Annotated in this window: 11 protein-coding genes and 1 pseudogene; 2 read left to right on the top strand and 10 right to left on the bottom strand. The window is 41.8% G+C overall.

Annotated features, from left to right (window positions below; genetic code table 11):
- Nucleotides 1–167 precede the first annotated feature (167 nt).
- The 10 genes and pseudogenes from ACWXWT_RS11220 to priA all read right to left on the bottom strand — a co-directional run bounded on the left by ACWXWT_RS11220 (nt 168) and on the right by priA (nt 11,137).
- Complete coding sequence (locus ACWXWT_RS11220) at nt 168–473, bottom strand: helix-turn-helix domain-containing protein (RefSeq protein ID WP_456041668.1); 306 nt, start codon at nt 471–473, stop codon at nt 168–170.
- The gene (locus tag ACWXWT_RS11215; protein ID WP_456041667.1) at nt 466–843 is read right to left on the bottom strand and encodes a type II toxin-antitoxin system RelE/ParE family toxin; all 378 of its coding nucleotides are present in this window, start codon (nt 841–843) and stop codon (nt 466–468) included. Before ACWXWT_RS11215 ends, ACWXWT_RS11220 begins: the two co-directional genes overlap by 8 nt.
- A gap of 851 nt (nt 844–1,694) precedes the next feature.
- Nucleotides 1,695–1,835 (bottom strand): annotated as a pseudogene (locus ACWXWT_RS11210) (transposase); the annotation flags it as partial.
- A gap of 135 nt (nt 1,836–1,970) precedes the next feature.
- Nucleotides 1,971–2,918: a hypothetical protein gene (locus tag ACWXWT_RS11205; RefSeq protein WP_456041666.1), complete on the bottom strand. Its 948-nt coding sequence runs from the start codon at nt 2,916–2,918 to the stop codon at nt 1,971–1,973.
- Nucleotides 2,919–3,830: 912 nt separating this feature from the next.
- The gene (locus tag ACWXWT_RS11200) at nt 3,831–4,217 is read right to left on the bottom strand and encodes a gamma-butyrobetaine hydroxylase-like domain-containing protein (protein WP_456041665.1); all 387 of its coding nucleotides are present in this window, start codon (nt 4,215–4,217) and stop codon (nt 3,831–3,833) included.
- 166 nt (nt 4,218–4,383) lie between these two features.
- Nucleotides 4,384–5,709: an HslU--HslV peptidase ATPase subunit gene (gene hslU / locus ACWXWT_RS11195; protein ID WP_456041664.1), complete on the bottom strand. Its 1,326-nt coding sequence runs from the start codon at nt 5,707–5,709 to the stop codon at nt 4,384–4,386.
- A gap of 25 nt (nt 5,710–5,734) precedes the next feature.
- Nucleotides 5,735–6,259, bottom strand: a complete 525-nt coding sequence (gene hslV, locus ACWXWT_RS11190) for an ATP-dependent protease subunit HslV (RefSeq protein WP_456041663.1) — start codon at nt 6,257–6,259, stop codon at nt 5,735–5,737.
- A 153-nt stretch (nt 6,260–6,412) separates the two neighbouring features.
- Nucleotides 6,413–7,012, bottom strand: a complete 600-nt coding sequence (locus tag ACWXWT_RS11185; RefSeq protein WP_456041662.1) for an SPOR domain-containing protein — start codon at nt 7,010–7,012, stop codon at nt 6,413–6,415.
- Between the two features lie 2 nt (nt 7,013–7,014).
- Nucleotides 7,015–8,760 carry an arginine--tRNA ligase gene (gene argS / locus ACWXWT_RS11180; RefSeq protein ID WP_456041661.1) on the bottom strand — a complete coding sequence of 582 codons (1,746 nt, stop codon included), beginning with the start codon at nt 8,758–8,760 and terminating at the stop codon, nt 7,015–7,017.
- Nucleotides 8,761–8,941: 181 nt separating this feature from the next.
- Nucleotides 8,942–11,137 carry a primosomal protein N' gene (priA, locus tag ACWXWT_RS11175; protein WP_456041660.1) on the bottom strand — a complete coding sequence of 732 codons (2,196 nt, stop codon included), beginning with the start codon at nt 11,135–11,137 and terminating at the stop codon, nt 8,942–8,944.
- Between the two features lie 81 nt (nt 11,138–11,218).
- On the opposite strand from priA, the gene ACWXWT_RS11170 reads away from it, so the two are divergent.
- Both ACWXWT_RS11170 and ACWXWT_RS11165 read left to right on the top strand, forming a co-directional pair.
- Complete coding sequence (locus ACWXWT_RS11170) at nt 11,219–11,992, top strand: FimV/HubP family polar landmark protein (protein ID WP_456041659.1); 774 nt, start codon at nt 11,219–11,221, stop codon at nt 11,990–11,992.
- 236 nt (nt 11,993–12,228) lie between these two features.
- Nucleotides 12,229–13,458: a FimV/HubP family polar landmark protein gene (locus ACWXWT_RS11165; RefSeq protein ID WP_456041658.1), complete on the top strand. Its 1,230-nt coding sequence runs from the start codon at nt 12,229–12,231 to the stop codon at nt 13,456–13,458.
- The last annotated feature ends 67 nt before the right edge of the window (nt 13,459–13,525 follow it).

The following is a 13,525-nucleotide window of genomic DNA, read 5'->3' as shown; positions in this document are numbered from 1 at the left end:
TCAGGTATTCCACTTCTGTGTTACATCGATTTAAAAGGGAACAACCATTTCTACATCAATGTGCCTTGAATTGAAAAACCTGAGAGACTCTGAACTGACCAGATATTTAATGAGATTGGTATTACTTTGCTAGAAAAACGTTAAACATATCTTGTCTTAATTAGTCTCTACGCTTTAAGTAAATCAAAACCATTTTTTTGCACGAGATTGAGCAGTTTTAAAGCGGGCCCTTCTGGATGCCGTTTGCCTTGTTCCCATTTTTGCACACTCGATACCGAGACATTAAGACCTCTAGCAAATACGGGTTGGCTAAGTCTATTGGTGACTCGGATATGCTTGATTTCAGCAGCAGATAATACGTTAATTTCAGGTAAACATAGTTCATCAAGCTCACGTATGGTGGCTGTTTTCATTACCCCTGCATCATGTAAGCCTTGTGCTGTGTTATGAAGTGATTTTAATAATCTACTCATCTCGTATTACCTCAAATAGTGCTTTGTGTTTCAATGCTTTTGCTAATTGCTTATTATCGTAAGCGAGTAATTCTTTAGCCATAATCTTTAATGCAGTCTTTTCTTTCGCAGAAATATTGGCTTTTTCATTCTTGGAAAAGCCAAACATAAAAAACGATTTATCATCAACTTTAAAAGCAATAATGGTTCTAAAACCGCCACTTTTACCTTGGCCAGTACGGGCTACACGTTTTTTAATGACATTGCCACCAAGTTTGGCATCTATTAGCCCATCTTCAATTTCTTGAACCGCAGTCAATAAGGCCGAATCATCTACACTTTCATCTTTAGCCCAAGATGCAAAGTCAGGTGTTTTAAATATTCTGCCCACTTAATATCCTTTAAGTGTATCACTGAGTCATATAGTTCATGTTAGCATTTGAGTGTTTTCTAAGCAAGAATATGAGGGGAGTTAAGAATAAGTTTAGGTTTTATCTGTTCTGCAATTTTACAACTTATGGCCTGCGTCCACTAACGTCGTGGCGCTTCGCCCACACCAGACCAAGAGGAAACCAACGGCTGTTCCCTCTTTACTCTTTATAAAATAATTGGCCCTGTCGCCATATCAAAATTATCATTCTTGTTACTAAACGATAGCTGCGATAATTTCGCGACGTGGTTGAATCCAGCTTTTAACTTCGTCTGTGTGTTCTTCGGCCCATCTTGATGTAAAGAGTGAAAATGCTAACACTTCCGATGGTACATCTGATGTGAATGGATTCACGAATGTCGTGATGGCATGGATGCCAATGAACGACCTGTAGCGAAAGCTAGCGGGCCATATATGGACGCTCCCGGTGAGTCAAGATAATACTTTACTCACCGAAGGCTTTTTGGCCTTAGTTTTCTATTCTATTGCTTCACACTTGTCATTGTTTTTGATGCGACTCATTTACCGCTAGAAGCGGTTGTACTTCCATATATACGGGCTTAACAGTCAAGCTGCGCCCCTAATGAAATCCGTACCACTGCGCCTTTAATTGTAAAACACTCATTCGGATTAGGTTTACCCTATCCTTGGCCTATTCGGGCTAGCACTGGTTGGACCGAGCCATTTCTTCATCGTTAACAACAACCTTGGTGAATTGTTGTGCCATTAAGAGTGGATGTCCACTTTTGATTTAATAAGCAGTTTCAATCGAGTCTGACCACATTGATTCATTGATTGTGCCATTGATTTGCAACCCAGCCACGGCGATGGTCATAGTTTTTACCCGTGTATTGGTCTTCTCCGCATAAGAACGCACGGCGAACGACGCGGCTACAACAATGATAATAGCGTGTGTCTTCGATACTTATTTGAGTTCTGCGAGGGCGTGGCATAAAAAACCTCCTTGTTCAATGCTCAATCAAAGCATAGCCGGAGGTTAACTTCTGCACCATTAACGATGGGTGTCATTGTTTTTCTTTTGCTAAAAGCCGACTATGACATCGGCTCTGTATTAATTTATCTAGCTATCAATTTGGATGAACGCAGTCTTTATCACCAGATTGACAAACTGAAGTTATTTTTCCTGTTCCTGTTGGAAGATTTGATGGTAAAGCATCCCGGCTAGTACCTCTTACTGTTAAACCGTAATCATATAGAAGATCAAAAACCTTTTGCCATTGTGGTAAATCTAATCCGCTTAACCTTATATACAAGGAATTAAAAGGTACTTTGATATTTTCTAAATTAAAAGTGTTTTGATTAAAGATAACCTTCAGAAATTTAAAGTGTAATTGTCCATCTACATCAATGTATTCAAATTGAGAATACGCAAGAGAACCATCATTAAATTTAAATGAGATTATTGGTGCAGATATTTTTATAACACTAGTTTGAATGACCGAAGTTAGAGCCGACAAATATGCGGCATTTCTATCTTGAAATTGCTGTAGTGAGGCGGTGTCGTTGTTGAATAATTCTATTACATCATTCTGTATAGCTGAGTTTCCAACTAAGTCTAATCCTGTTTGAGTAATTGTGTCTGGTATTTGAGTGATACGTTGTTTGTTATAATTATCTAGTTCGTTTTTAGCTTTAGCCAACTTGATAAAGTCAGCCATTTCTGTTGAGTTAACAACTTGTTGATATGACTCATAATTAAACATCCTACGACAGATTTGTAGTTTACCACCTCGCCCATCAGGTTCATTATCATATTCACATTCAATATAACTATTTTTTGTTATGCTATAACGTTTGTAAGCTAAGTTATCGAAATTAACCACATTGACGATAACTGTGTTATCCGTTACCGCTGCTTCTCTAGCTTTAAATTCAAATTGATTATCTGTTATGCAGTAGTCACATTCAACTGCAAAATTGTCGACAAGGGCATTTGCTGAAAAACTAAAGCTAAGTGATATCGCAAATATGCTCATTAGAGGCTTAATACGCCCCATAAATATTCCTTTATTCATAAATATTCCTTTATTAACGTGTTTAATTTCTCAACTGTGAGCTAGGGCAGCATACTAATAATGAGTTAATGAGTCAAAGAGTTACGCAACGCGGCCTAATTTTCGGGGTTGAATTCGCGTCTATTCCTTCAGCTAGATTTAAATATCACTTCTTGTTTGCTAAAAATCATCTACCGCAGGTCAACAACGTCTTAGTATTTATGCATTGCGCTGTCTGCAAGGCATAAATCGCTTGTTGGACTTGGCCGCTGCAACATCCATGTATTTGGTATGTATTATGCTATAGGAGTTTACTTTTCTGTGGTAGTCGTTTTTTTAAGCTTAGGTAAGGTAATCAATTGGTCTTCTTTGGTATTTTTATATTTCATTCACTCCTCTTGACGGCAAATACTCGTGATTAACTGTGCTTTTTAGACCATTCATGCCGCAGGCCTTTGCCTCACTGATGTTCATAGCAAGGCCTTACTGAATCTACGGATACTTATCGAGCACTTAATCTGTGTTTTTCACTTTTTTCTCTCGCAACTCACACCAGATGAAGTTAAATCGAAGAGGTGTTAGAGATAGGTGTAAGCGCGGTTTTGGCCCTTGGCGGCATGGATGGCCCGCTAGCTTTCGAGGGGAGGGGACGCCCCATAGTAAGCGTTAGCATTTTCGAATAAGACCGAAGAACACGAAAATGGGGTCAAAAGCTGGATAGATTTCCGTCGCAATTTTTTCGCTGCTGTTGTTTGGTTAAAAAGCGAAAATGTTGCCGGAACGGCAGGGGTGATCCAAGAGGGGATTGCTGTTGACCTCCTTTTGACCTGTGCAGGGTGGAACCTTGCGATCTTAATTCAAACGAAGTTTGAAAAATCAGGTGTGGGCGAAGCGCCACGACGTTAGTGGCCGAAGGCCATTGATAAAACAAGTTTATGAATATTTAATATTCATATCAATCAAGGCTTCTCGTGAACCTTTCTCCGCCCGCAATCTTGCTAAATACTGTTGCCATAATTCAGCCTGATTACTGCACAAGTTATAAAGCACTTGCCAAGAATACAAGCCGGTATCATGACCATCATCAAAGGTAATTTTTACCGCGTAGTGGCCGACAGGTTCGAGCGCTTTAATATTAACGGCTTTCTTATGAGTCACTAATATTGGGTCGCCATGACGCTGTACTTCTGCAGAAGGCGAGAACACCCGCAGCATTTCACAACTAATGTTGTAAGTCTGGTCGTTGTCGAAAGTTACTTCTAATAATTTAGATTGACGCTTAAGTTTAATGCCGATAACAGTTGGCGTTGTTTGGGTCATGGGAATACCTATAAAAAAGGATTAACGCTAAATCACAGATTATCATCATACGTGACTTTGCCGTTAATCCTATTGTGGTGACGTGCATTCGTGATGTTTATTCATAAACAAAGCTCACGATCCCCATCAGATATAACCAAATGGGGATGCTTGCTTCAAACAATGATTACAAAATAAAGCGGCTTAAATCTTCATCTTGTACCAAGGTATCGAGGTGTTCATTGACATACTCTGCATCAATAACAAACTTAGCGCCTGATTTTTCAGAGGCGTCGTAAGAAATCTCTTCCATCAGCTTTTCCATCACAGTATGTAAACGGCGAGCACCAATATTTTCTGTGCGCTCATTCACTTGCCATGCAGCTTCGGCAATACGTTCAATGCCTGACTCTGTAAACTCAACAGTAACGCCTTCAGTGGCCATTAAAGCAATATACTGCTCTGTAAGTGAAGCATGTGGCTCTGTTAAAATACGCTTGAAGTCGCTCGCGGTTAAGGCGTCCAATTCAACTCTAATAGGTAAACGACCTTGCAGTTCTGGAATTAAATCAGATGGTTTAGACATCTGGAACGCACCAGAAGCAATAAACAAAATATGGTCGGTTTTCACCATGCCATGCTTAGTGGTCACGGTACAGCCTTCCACTAATGGCAATAAATCACGTTGTACACCTTCGCGAGACACATCTGGACCAGAGCTTTCACCGCGTTTACAGATTTTGTCTATTTCGTCTAAAAACACAATACCATTTTGTTCAACTAGCTCAATGGCTTGCTCTTTTAAGTCTTCTTGATTGACCAGTTTTGCGGCTTCATCTTCGACCAATTGCTTGTAGGCATCTTTAATTTTGAGCTTTTTGCGCTTAGAAGTGCTCTGGCCCATATTTTGAAATAACCCTTGTAGCTGATTGGTCATTTCTTCCATGCCTGGCGGGGCCATGATTTCAACCCCAATTTGCGGCGCAGCAACGTCGATTTCGATTTCTTTATCGTCTAACTGACCTTCACGTAATTTTTTACGGAAAATTTGGCGGGTATTTGAGTCGTCTTTCTTTTCAGCTTCCCAATCATCTTTTACCTTAGGCAATAACGCATCTAAAATACGCTCTTCTGCCATTTCTTCGGCGCGATGACGACATTTTTTCATTTGCTGTTCGCGGGTCATTTTGACCGCAGAGTCGGTCAAATCGCGAATGATTTGCTCTACTTCTTTACCGACATAACCCACTTCGGTAAATTTTGTTGCTTCAACTTTAATAAAGGGAGCGTTAGCCAGTTTAGCTAAACGACGCGCTATTTCGGTTTTACCAACACCGGTAGGGCCAATCATTAAAATATTTTTTGGCGTGACTTCGTGGCGTAATGCGGGTTCAAGTTGCATTCTGCGCCAGCGGTTACGAAGAGCAACGGCAACTGAGCGTTTAGCATTTTTTTGACCAATGATATGCGAATCTAGTTCGTGAACAATTTCACGTGGAGTCATTTCAGACATAACTGTTCCTTTTTTAACGCTCGAATTAGTACTCTAACTTTTCGATAGTTTTGAATTGGTTAGTAAACACACAAATATCACCTGCAATCGTTAACGATTTTTCTGCAATGTCTTGCGCGCTTAATTCAGTATTTTGCAATAGGGCTAAGGCTGATGCTTGTGCATAGTTGCCGCCAGAACCGATAGCGATAAGGTCGTGTTCGGGTTGAACAACATCACCATTACCTGTGATAATTAATGATGCTTCAGCATCGGCTACCACAAGCATAGCTTCGAGTTTGCGCAGCATTCTGTCGGTGCGCCAATCTTTGGCTAGCTCTACCGCAGACTTTAATAAATGCCCTTGATGCATTTCGAGCTTGGTTTCAAATCGCTCAAAAAGAGTAAATGCATCGGCGGTACCGCCAGCAAAACCGGCTAATACTTTGTTGTGGTAAAGGCGGCGTACTTTACGCGCGTTACCTTTCATTACGGTATTGCCTAAAGACACTTGGCCATCACCAGCGATGACAACTTGATTATTACGGCGTACAGATACGATAGTAGTCACGGTAGATCCTCTTCACTATGACATCAACGGGTCATTAGGGTGAATGCAATTGTTGTAAAGTGGATATGGGGCCAAAATGACAGATATCAAGGATGCTATAAAAAAAGCCCTGTTCATGTGAACAGGGCTTTTATGCTTGAGTTAGTTTACGGGTTATTGCCATAACCATATTTGGCAGCCGTTTAGCCCAGCTCGTTGCATTTTATGGCGGTTATGTTCCGCGTCACGCTTGTTTGGGTAGGGACCTAATACCACGCGATACCAAACGCCATTGGTACCTTCACTACGGCGCACTTGAGCCTCAGCACCTTGGAAGGCTATTCTGGCCTTCATTTCATTTGCTTGTGATTCTTTTCTAAACGATCCACATTGCATTTGATAAATACCACTGGATACAACACCTGATTGAGGTAAGTCTATTTCAACTTGTTTGTTTTCAAGCTCTTCTAGATAAGTCCATTCTTCTTGCGGTTTAGGCGGCAATGCATTGAGATCTTTCTTGGCTGCTTTTTTGGTTGTTTCAGTTGCGACAGCTGGCGCCGTTTTCTGCTTAGCTTGTTGCGCCGGTTCTGCCGTAGCGGATGAACTGGAGCTGCCATTAATCGACCATAAAAAATAGCCAAAACCGATGATCAGCGTGAGTACCACAAAAATAGCCAAATATGGAAAAGAGCGCTTAGGGGCTTTTTTTCGTTGTGGCGAGCGGGCTTTAGTGCCTGCTCGAGGTTTGCGATTTGCGTAGTCACGACTCATGATTACATCCGCTCTAAGGTTTCAATGCCGAGTAGCGACAAGCCCGTTTTCAACGTTTTAGCTGTAAGTTGCGCTAGCAGCAAACGGCTTTGCTTTTGTGCTTCTGTTTCGGCAGCAAGTACAGGACAAGCTTCATAGAAACTTGAAAACTCACTCGCAAGTTCGTAAAGGTAACCACACAACACATGAGGTAAACCTTTGTCGGTCATGCGGGTTAACACTTCACCAAATTGTGCCAGTTTTGTGCCTAAGTCTTTTTCTTTTTCATGTTCGAGCACAATTTTAGCTTGGCTAAGATCAATATCTGCTGCGCGTTTAAAAATGCCTGCCACGCGGGTATATGCATAAAGTAGATAAGGTGCAGTATTACCTTCAAAGCTAAGCATTTGCTCAAAACTGAAAATGTAATCACTGGTGCGGTTTTTGGATAGATCGGCATACTTAACTGAGCTGATACCGACTACGCGAGCAATTTCAGTCAGTGTTTCTTGGTCCATATCTGGATTTTTACTGCGAACCAGTTCAAGTGCGCGAACATCGGCTTCGTCCAGTAAATCAACCAATTTAACAACACCGCCGGAACGGGTTTTAAATGGACGACCATCTTCACCATTCATGGTGCCAAAGCCTGTGTGCTCTAGCGACATTTCAGGGCGTACAAATTTAGCTAATTTGGCAAGGCTAAACACTTGTTGGAAGTGCAGCGCTTGGCGTAAATCGACAAAGTACATGGCGCGATCGGCTTTTAGCACGTTTGAGCGGTAACGCATGGCGGCAAGATCTGAGGTTGCGTATAAGTAACCACCATCCGCTTTTTGAATAATAACCGGTAAAGGCTCACCTTCTTTATTACGAAATGCTTCTTGGAATACCACTTTAGCGCCGTTGCTTTCGCTTAACAGTCCTTGGGTGTCGAGATCTTTAACCACTTGGGCTAAATCGGCATTGTAGGCGCTTTCGCCATGAACGTCTGCGCGGGTTAAGCTCACCCCTAAACGCTGATATACGTCATGACAATGGCTTAAAGAGATGTCGTTAAATTCGCGCCAGAGCTTATTGCAGTATTCATCACCTGATTGTAAAGCGACGACTAACTGACGAGCGCGAGTCGCGAATTCAGTTGACTCGTCAAAACGTACTTTAGCGGCACGATAAAAACTCTCTAGGTCAGACAATTCCATCTTGGCTTGTTCGCCATTAGCGGCACGTAATTCTTCCATTAACGCCAGTAACATACCAAACTGAGTACCCCAGTCGCCTACGTGGTTTTGACGAATGACGTTATGGCCTAAAAACTCAAGTGCGCGCACTACGCTGTCACCAATAATGGTTGAACGTAAGTGGCCTACGTGCATTTCTTTGGCTAAGTTTGGTGAAGAATAGTCGACAACGATGGTTTGTTTTGCGGGTAATACCACACCTAAATGGTCATCGTTAAGCGCTTGCTGTAGCTGGTTAGCCAGCGCATTGTCATCGATAAAAAAGTTTATAAAACCTGGGCCAGCGATTTCGACTTTGGCCACATAAGATGAGGCAGGCAAGGTGTCGATGATCAGTTGTGCTAATTCACGCGGGTTCTTTTTCGCTACTTTGGTCAGCATCATTGCAAGGTTAGTCGCTAAGTCACCATGACTTTTATCTTTAGTGCGATCGACCTGAATGCGAGCTTGAAAATCTGCTGGCACAATTCCTTGTTGTTTGAAGGATTCGATGGTTTGTTCTAGTAAAGATTCAATATGTGATTTCATGGGCGTTTGCTTGCACTAATTCGTTAAATGAATGACATGACGGAACCGCATATTTTAGCCGTTTATGGGGGGTGATTGCTATCTGCTTTAACGGAAATATCGGTTTTTTTATGTTGATTTTCAATCTAAGTGAAGTTTATGACAGTTATAAGGTCGATTAGCTTCACCTTGCTGTAAGCGATTACATTAAATCCTGCGGATCTCGGTCGATATTCCAACGGCATTTTTTGCTTTCTGGTATTTGTTCTATCTGGGTTAATACCCGTTCAAACTCGGTTTGTAACCGTTGGCGGCTTTTAGCTTGGAGTATTAATTGACGTCGGTATTTTCCTGCTTTTCGATCAAGAGGTGCTGGGATTGGACCAATCACTTCAAAGTCAGGGTCTTGTGGTAATAGCTCACTGGTGCGAGCTAGAAATGCATCAGCATCTTCTGCTAAATGTGCTTCTGCTCGAATTAATACCATGTGCCATGCGGGGGGCAATAATGCTTGTTGGCGTTCTTTTAGCTGAGTACGAGCAAACTCGCCGTAACCGCGTTTTAATAAATCCCGTAATATAGGGTTATCACTTTGATGGGTTTGTAATAGCACTTTGCCGGGTTTGTCTGCACGACCTGCACGGCCAGACACCTGAGTGTATAACTGCCCAAAACGTTCTGGTGCGCGAAAATCTGCGCTAAATAGTGCACCATCAACATCAAGTAAACCGACTAAGGTAACATCTGGGAAATGGTGGCCTTTTGCTAACATTTGCGTGCCCACTAGGATTTTATATTTTCCCATATAAATCCCTTTTAGCTGTTGTTCCAGTGAGCCTTTACGGCGTGTGGTATCGCGATCAATACGGACAACGGGGTGTTGCGGAAACAGTTTTACAAGTTCTTGTTCTAGCTGTTCGGTGCCTAAGCCATGGCCCATTAACATCGTGCTACCACATTGATGGCACTGGCGTGGAATAGCATATTGATTGCCACAGTGATGACAGCAAATTTCGTTTAATCCTTGATGAACGGTGAAAAATGCATCGCAACGATCGCATTCATGTAAATGACCGCACTCATGGCAAAGCAGGGCTGGAGCAAAACCTCGGCGGTTTAAAAAGAGCAGTACTTGATTGCCTGCATCAAGGTGCATGCGCATTTCATTAATTAACGATGTCGACATGCCGGCTTTGAGTGGCTGAGAGGTAATATCAACAATTCCTTGTTTCACTTTTTGGGCAACGCCCGCACGTTCGCTGAGTTCAAGATGGTGATAGCGACCAGATAGTGCATTTTGTAAGGTTTCCAATGAGGGGGTTGCCGAGCCTAATACCACTTGAATATCTTCAAGATGACCGCGCATTACTGCTAGGTCTCTGGCGTGATAACGCACCCCTTCTTGTTGTTTAAAGCTACTGTCATGTTCTTCGTCGAGAATAATTAATCCCGGAAAGGCCATTGGAGTAAAGAGTGCCGAACGAGTGCCAATGATAATGGCCGCTTCACCTACACGTGCTTGGCGCCAAGCTTCAAGCCGTTGGTTGTCGGTGAGTCCTGAATGGATCACGGCAACATTAACTTCGAAGCGACGTTTGAAGCGATTAATGGTTTGCGGTGTTAAGCCTATTTCAGGTACAAGGATCAGTGCTTGCTTACCTTGTTTTAAAATAGTTTCCAACAAGGTTAGGTAGACTTCGGTTTTGCCTGAACCGGTAATCCCTTCTAATAAGGTGCAATGAAACCCTTGTTGCTGAGTGAGTACTGAAACCGCGATGGCTTGTTGCTTGTTGAGTTTATGAGGTGACTCATTCATGACCAATTGTTGACGCCAATGTAAATCATGGTCGAGCTGTTTTTGTTGTCGTTCAACCCATTGTTTTTGCTCTAAAGCTTTTAGTGCGGGCTTGCTTAAGGCTTGGGTAGTGAACTCATCTTGGGTGATAGGGCTTGTGAGTAATAATTCATACAGTTTTTTTTGTGCTGGTGCGCGTGTTAATACGCTAGGATCGGCACTGCGACCTTGTTGGCTTAAATGATATTCAATTACTGCTTGCGGCGCTGCTTCAAGGCCTTTTCTTAAGGCAACTGGCAGTGCTTGGCTGAGCATTTGCCCTTGGGATGTAAAATAATATCTGGCGGCCCATAGGGTTAATTTATATAGCGAATCGGGCAACAATGGGGCATCATCTAACACGGCAGTAACATATTTTATTTGTTGTGGTGTTAAGTCGCAATTATCTGTAATTGCAGTAATTAAGCCGATGAGTTGCTGAGGGCCAAAAGGAACTTTAACTCTAAGACCGATTTGTAATCCTGTTTGCTGTTCGTCTTTAACGCGATAACTAAAGTTTCTGCGTAATGGAACTGGCAAGGCGACTTCAACAAACACGGGCATAAGGTTTCATCATTTTCATTTCAATAGTAGATTGTGGATCAGTTTACCTCTAAGTGTCATCAAAGAGATAGGGCAACATATATGCATAAAGGACTTATTGAGATCATCATCCTAGTCTTTGGATTATTGGGCTACATTGCGAGTGCTATGGCTCAAGTCAATCATCTTAGTATCAATAGTCGTCAGTTTGAGTTAAATAGTTTACCGCAATTTAAGGTGAATGTAGTGGCACGGCATGATGATGTGTCACAGTTAACGTTTTACCTTCGCCAATTTCACAAAGGTGAATTTGAGCAGCAAAAGTTAACTATGCAGAGGATTAACCGTTATTTATTGCAGTTAAATGGTTCGGGGGTAATTAGTGATAAAAAAGCGCAGTTGATCATTACTGAAACCACGGCATCTAAGACCGTTACTTTAGCGGTATTGGCGTTATTTGATGCACCTTATTCATTGCATAGTGCTGCTTTAGCCGATCATATTAATAACCATGGCACGGCTATAACTCATCAAACGAAGACTCAAGTTGCAACAATATCATCAGCACAACCTCAATCAGTTGCCATAGAAAACACCTCAGTGCCGCAAGAGGCATGTTTGATTGAACGCGATAATAGTGACACATTATGGCGAATAGCGAACCGTTATAAGCAGCAATGGAATACCAGTGTTTACGGTGCAATGCTGGCCATTTTTGAAGTGAATTTGTTGGCATTTTCTAAGCAAAAAATTCATTTATTACTTAAGAATGTGCCATTACGCTGTCCATCTGCTGCTGTTTTAGCGGAATACAATAACAAACAAGTCGATAAAAAAGTATTTGAAATGATAGAAGCAAAGCATGCTGCTCAGTAGTGCCGCGTTAACTCAAATGATAGCGTTAAATGTTATTCGCCCTTGCGGTCTTTTGTTATGGGCTTACCAATGGGCGAGGCAATTTCCTCTGTTATTTTGGGCTCGCCATCATAAATTAGAGCCTAATAAGCTTAACTTAACATAATAATGTTAATTATAAGTGTATAAGTATACTCAGTATCATGGTGTTATTTACACTGTTCTGAAGCCGTTTATATATAGAAAGGATAGCGTTGATGAAAGGCTTTAAGATGCTAGTAATATTAGTCTTATTAGCTGTTGGTTGTCTCTCAACCGTTACTGCACAAGTTCGTCATATCAGTATAGATTCTATGCCCTTTGAAAGTGGAGCATTGCCTAAGATAACCGTGAGCATTACAACCGAGCAACATGATTTATCGCAGTTGACCTTTTATTTGCGTCAAATTTATCAAGATAACATTGTGCTAGAAAAGCTTGATGTAGAACGACGAGATCAGGATGTATTTGTACTCAGTGGAACTGAAAAAATACGTGACCAAGATGCTGCATTAATTGTCTCTGAATATCGTAATGCTAAATGGCTACAATATTCTCCCGTTGGTTTATTTCCCCAAGCGGTGACTCCGAGTCAATATCAACCCGTTGCGATAAAAACAATGAAGTCTTCTTCTGTTGGGGTATCAACACAAGCCACAGCCTATGCCAGCGCTAAAACTCCTGTATCGGGAATACCCAATAAGCCAAAACGTTGTCAGATCCCTCAACAGCCTAATGACACCTTGTGGCAAATCTCTCTGCGCTATCGTAAGCAATGGGGCACAAATGTTTACGGTGCCATGCTTGCTATTTATCAAGCTAATCCATCTGCTTTTTACCAAGGGAAAATTAACTTATTGCAATTAGGTAGCGTATTGCGCTGTCCATCAATGGAAATACGCTCACGTTATCAACATGCCGCTGTGAACAAAGCTTTATTTGATGATTTGGTAGCGAGTCAACATCATCAACCGCTACAGGTAACAACAGCTCATGTGGCGACCAATAATTCGTCTGTGACAATGCTGTCTGCATCGAGTAGTAGCAACGTTAAACCAATAAACAGCCAACAATCAAAAAGCAGTAAACTGTTAGCCGCTATTCATGAAACACAAATATTGCCTTCGCAACTATCAGGTAAAAACGTGGCAAAAACAGGCTTGCAAGCTGACCGACAGGACAATACATGTGTAATGGATAAATCACCTCAAGATACCTTGTGGCGGGTGGCTGATCGTTATAATCGTCAATGGAACATGGGGGTTCATGGCGCTATGCTCGCCATTTATGATGCGAACCCTAATGCTTTTGCACAACATAAAATATACTTGTTGATGTCTGATAGTCGCTTAAAATGCCCCTCCAGTGCGATTTTGAAACAATATCAACATGCATCTAAAGCCCAAATGACTTATGAAGCACTAGAACGTACACAGCGGCAATCATAGTATCGTTTATAAATTCTACTTGTTTGTGTACATGAGACACTGTATTATCTCGCGCCTAAAACATATT

Source organism: Shewanella sp. A22, assembly GCF_053850585.1.
The sequence above is the reverse complement of the archived record's forward strand: the minus strand, read 5'-3'. Positions and strand labels throughout refer to the sequence as shown.

Excerpts from the sequence above, each read along its gene's own strand:
- ACWXWT_RS11220 (WP_456041668.1), bottom strand. The coding sequence starts at position 473 with ATGAGTAGATTATTAAAATCACTTCATAACACAGCACAAGGCTTACAT.
- ACWXWT_RS11205 (WP_456041666.1), bottom strand. The coding sequence starts at position 2,918 with ATGAATAAAGGAATATTTATGGGGCGTATTAAGCCTCTAATGAGCATA.
- ACWXWT_RS11200 (WP_456041665.1), bottom strand. The coding sequence starts at position 4,217 with ATGACCCAAACAACGCCAACTGTTATCGGCATTAAACTTAAGCGTCAA.
- hslU (WP_456041664.1), bottom strand. The coding sequence starts at position 5,709 with ATGTCTGAAATGACTCCACGTGAAATTGTTCACGAACTAGATTCGCAT.
- ACWXWT_RS11185 (WP_456041662.1), bottom strand. The coding sequence starts at position 7,012 with ATGAGTCGTGACTACGCAAATCGCAAACCTCGAGCAGGCACTAAAGCC.
- argS (WP_456041661.1), bottom strand. The coding sequence starts at position 8,760 with ATGAAATCACATATTGAATCTTTACTAGAACAAACCATCGAATCCTTC.
- priA (WP_456041660.1), bottom strand. The coding sequence starts at position 11,137 with ATGCCCGTGTTTGTTGAAGTCGCCTTGCCAGTTCCATTACGCAGAAAC.
- ACWXWT_RS11170 (WP_456041659.1), top strand. The coding sequence starts at position 11,219 with ATGCATAAAGGACTTATTGAGATCATCATCCTAGTCTTTGGATTATTG.
- ACWXWT_RS11165 (WP_456041658.1), top strand. The coding sequence starts at position 12,229 with ATGAAAGGCTTTAAGATGCTAGTAATATTAGTCTTATTAGCTGTTGGT.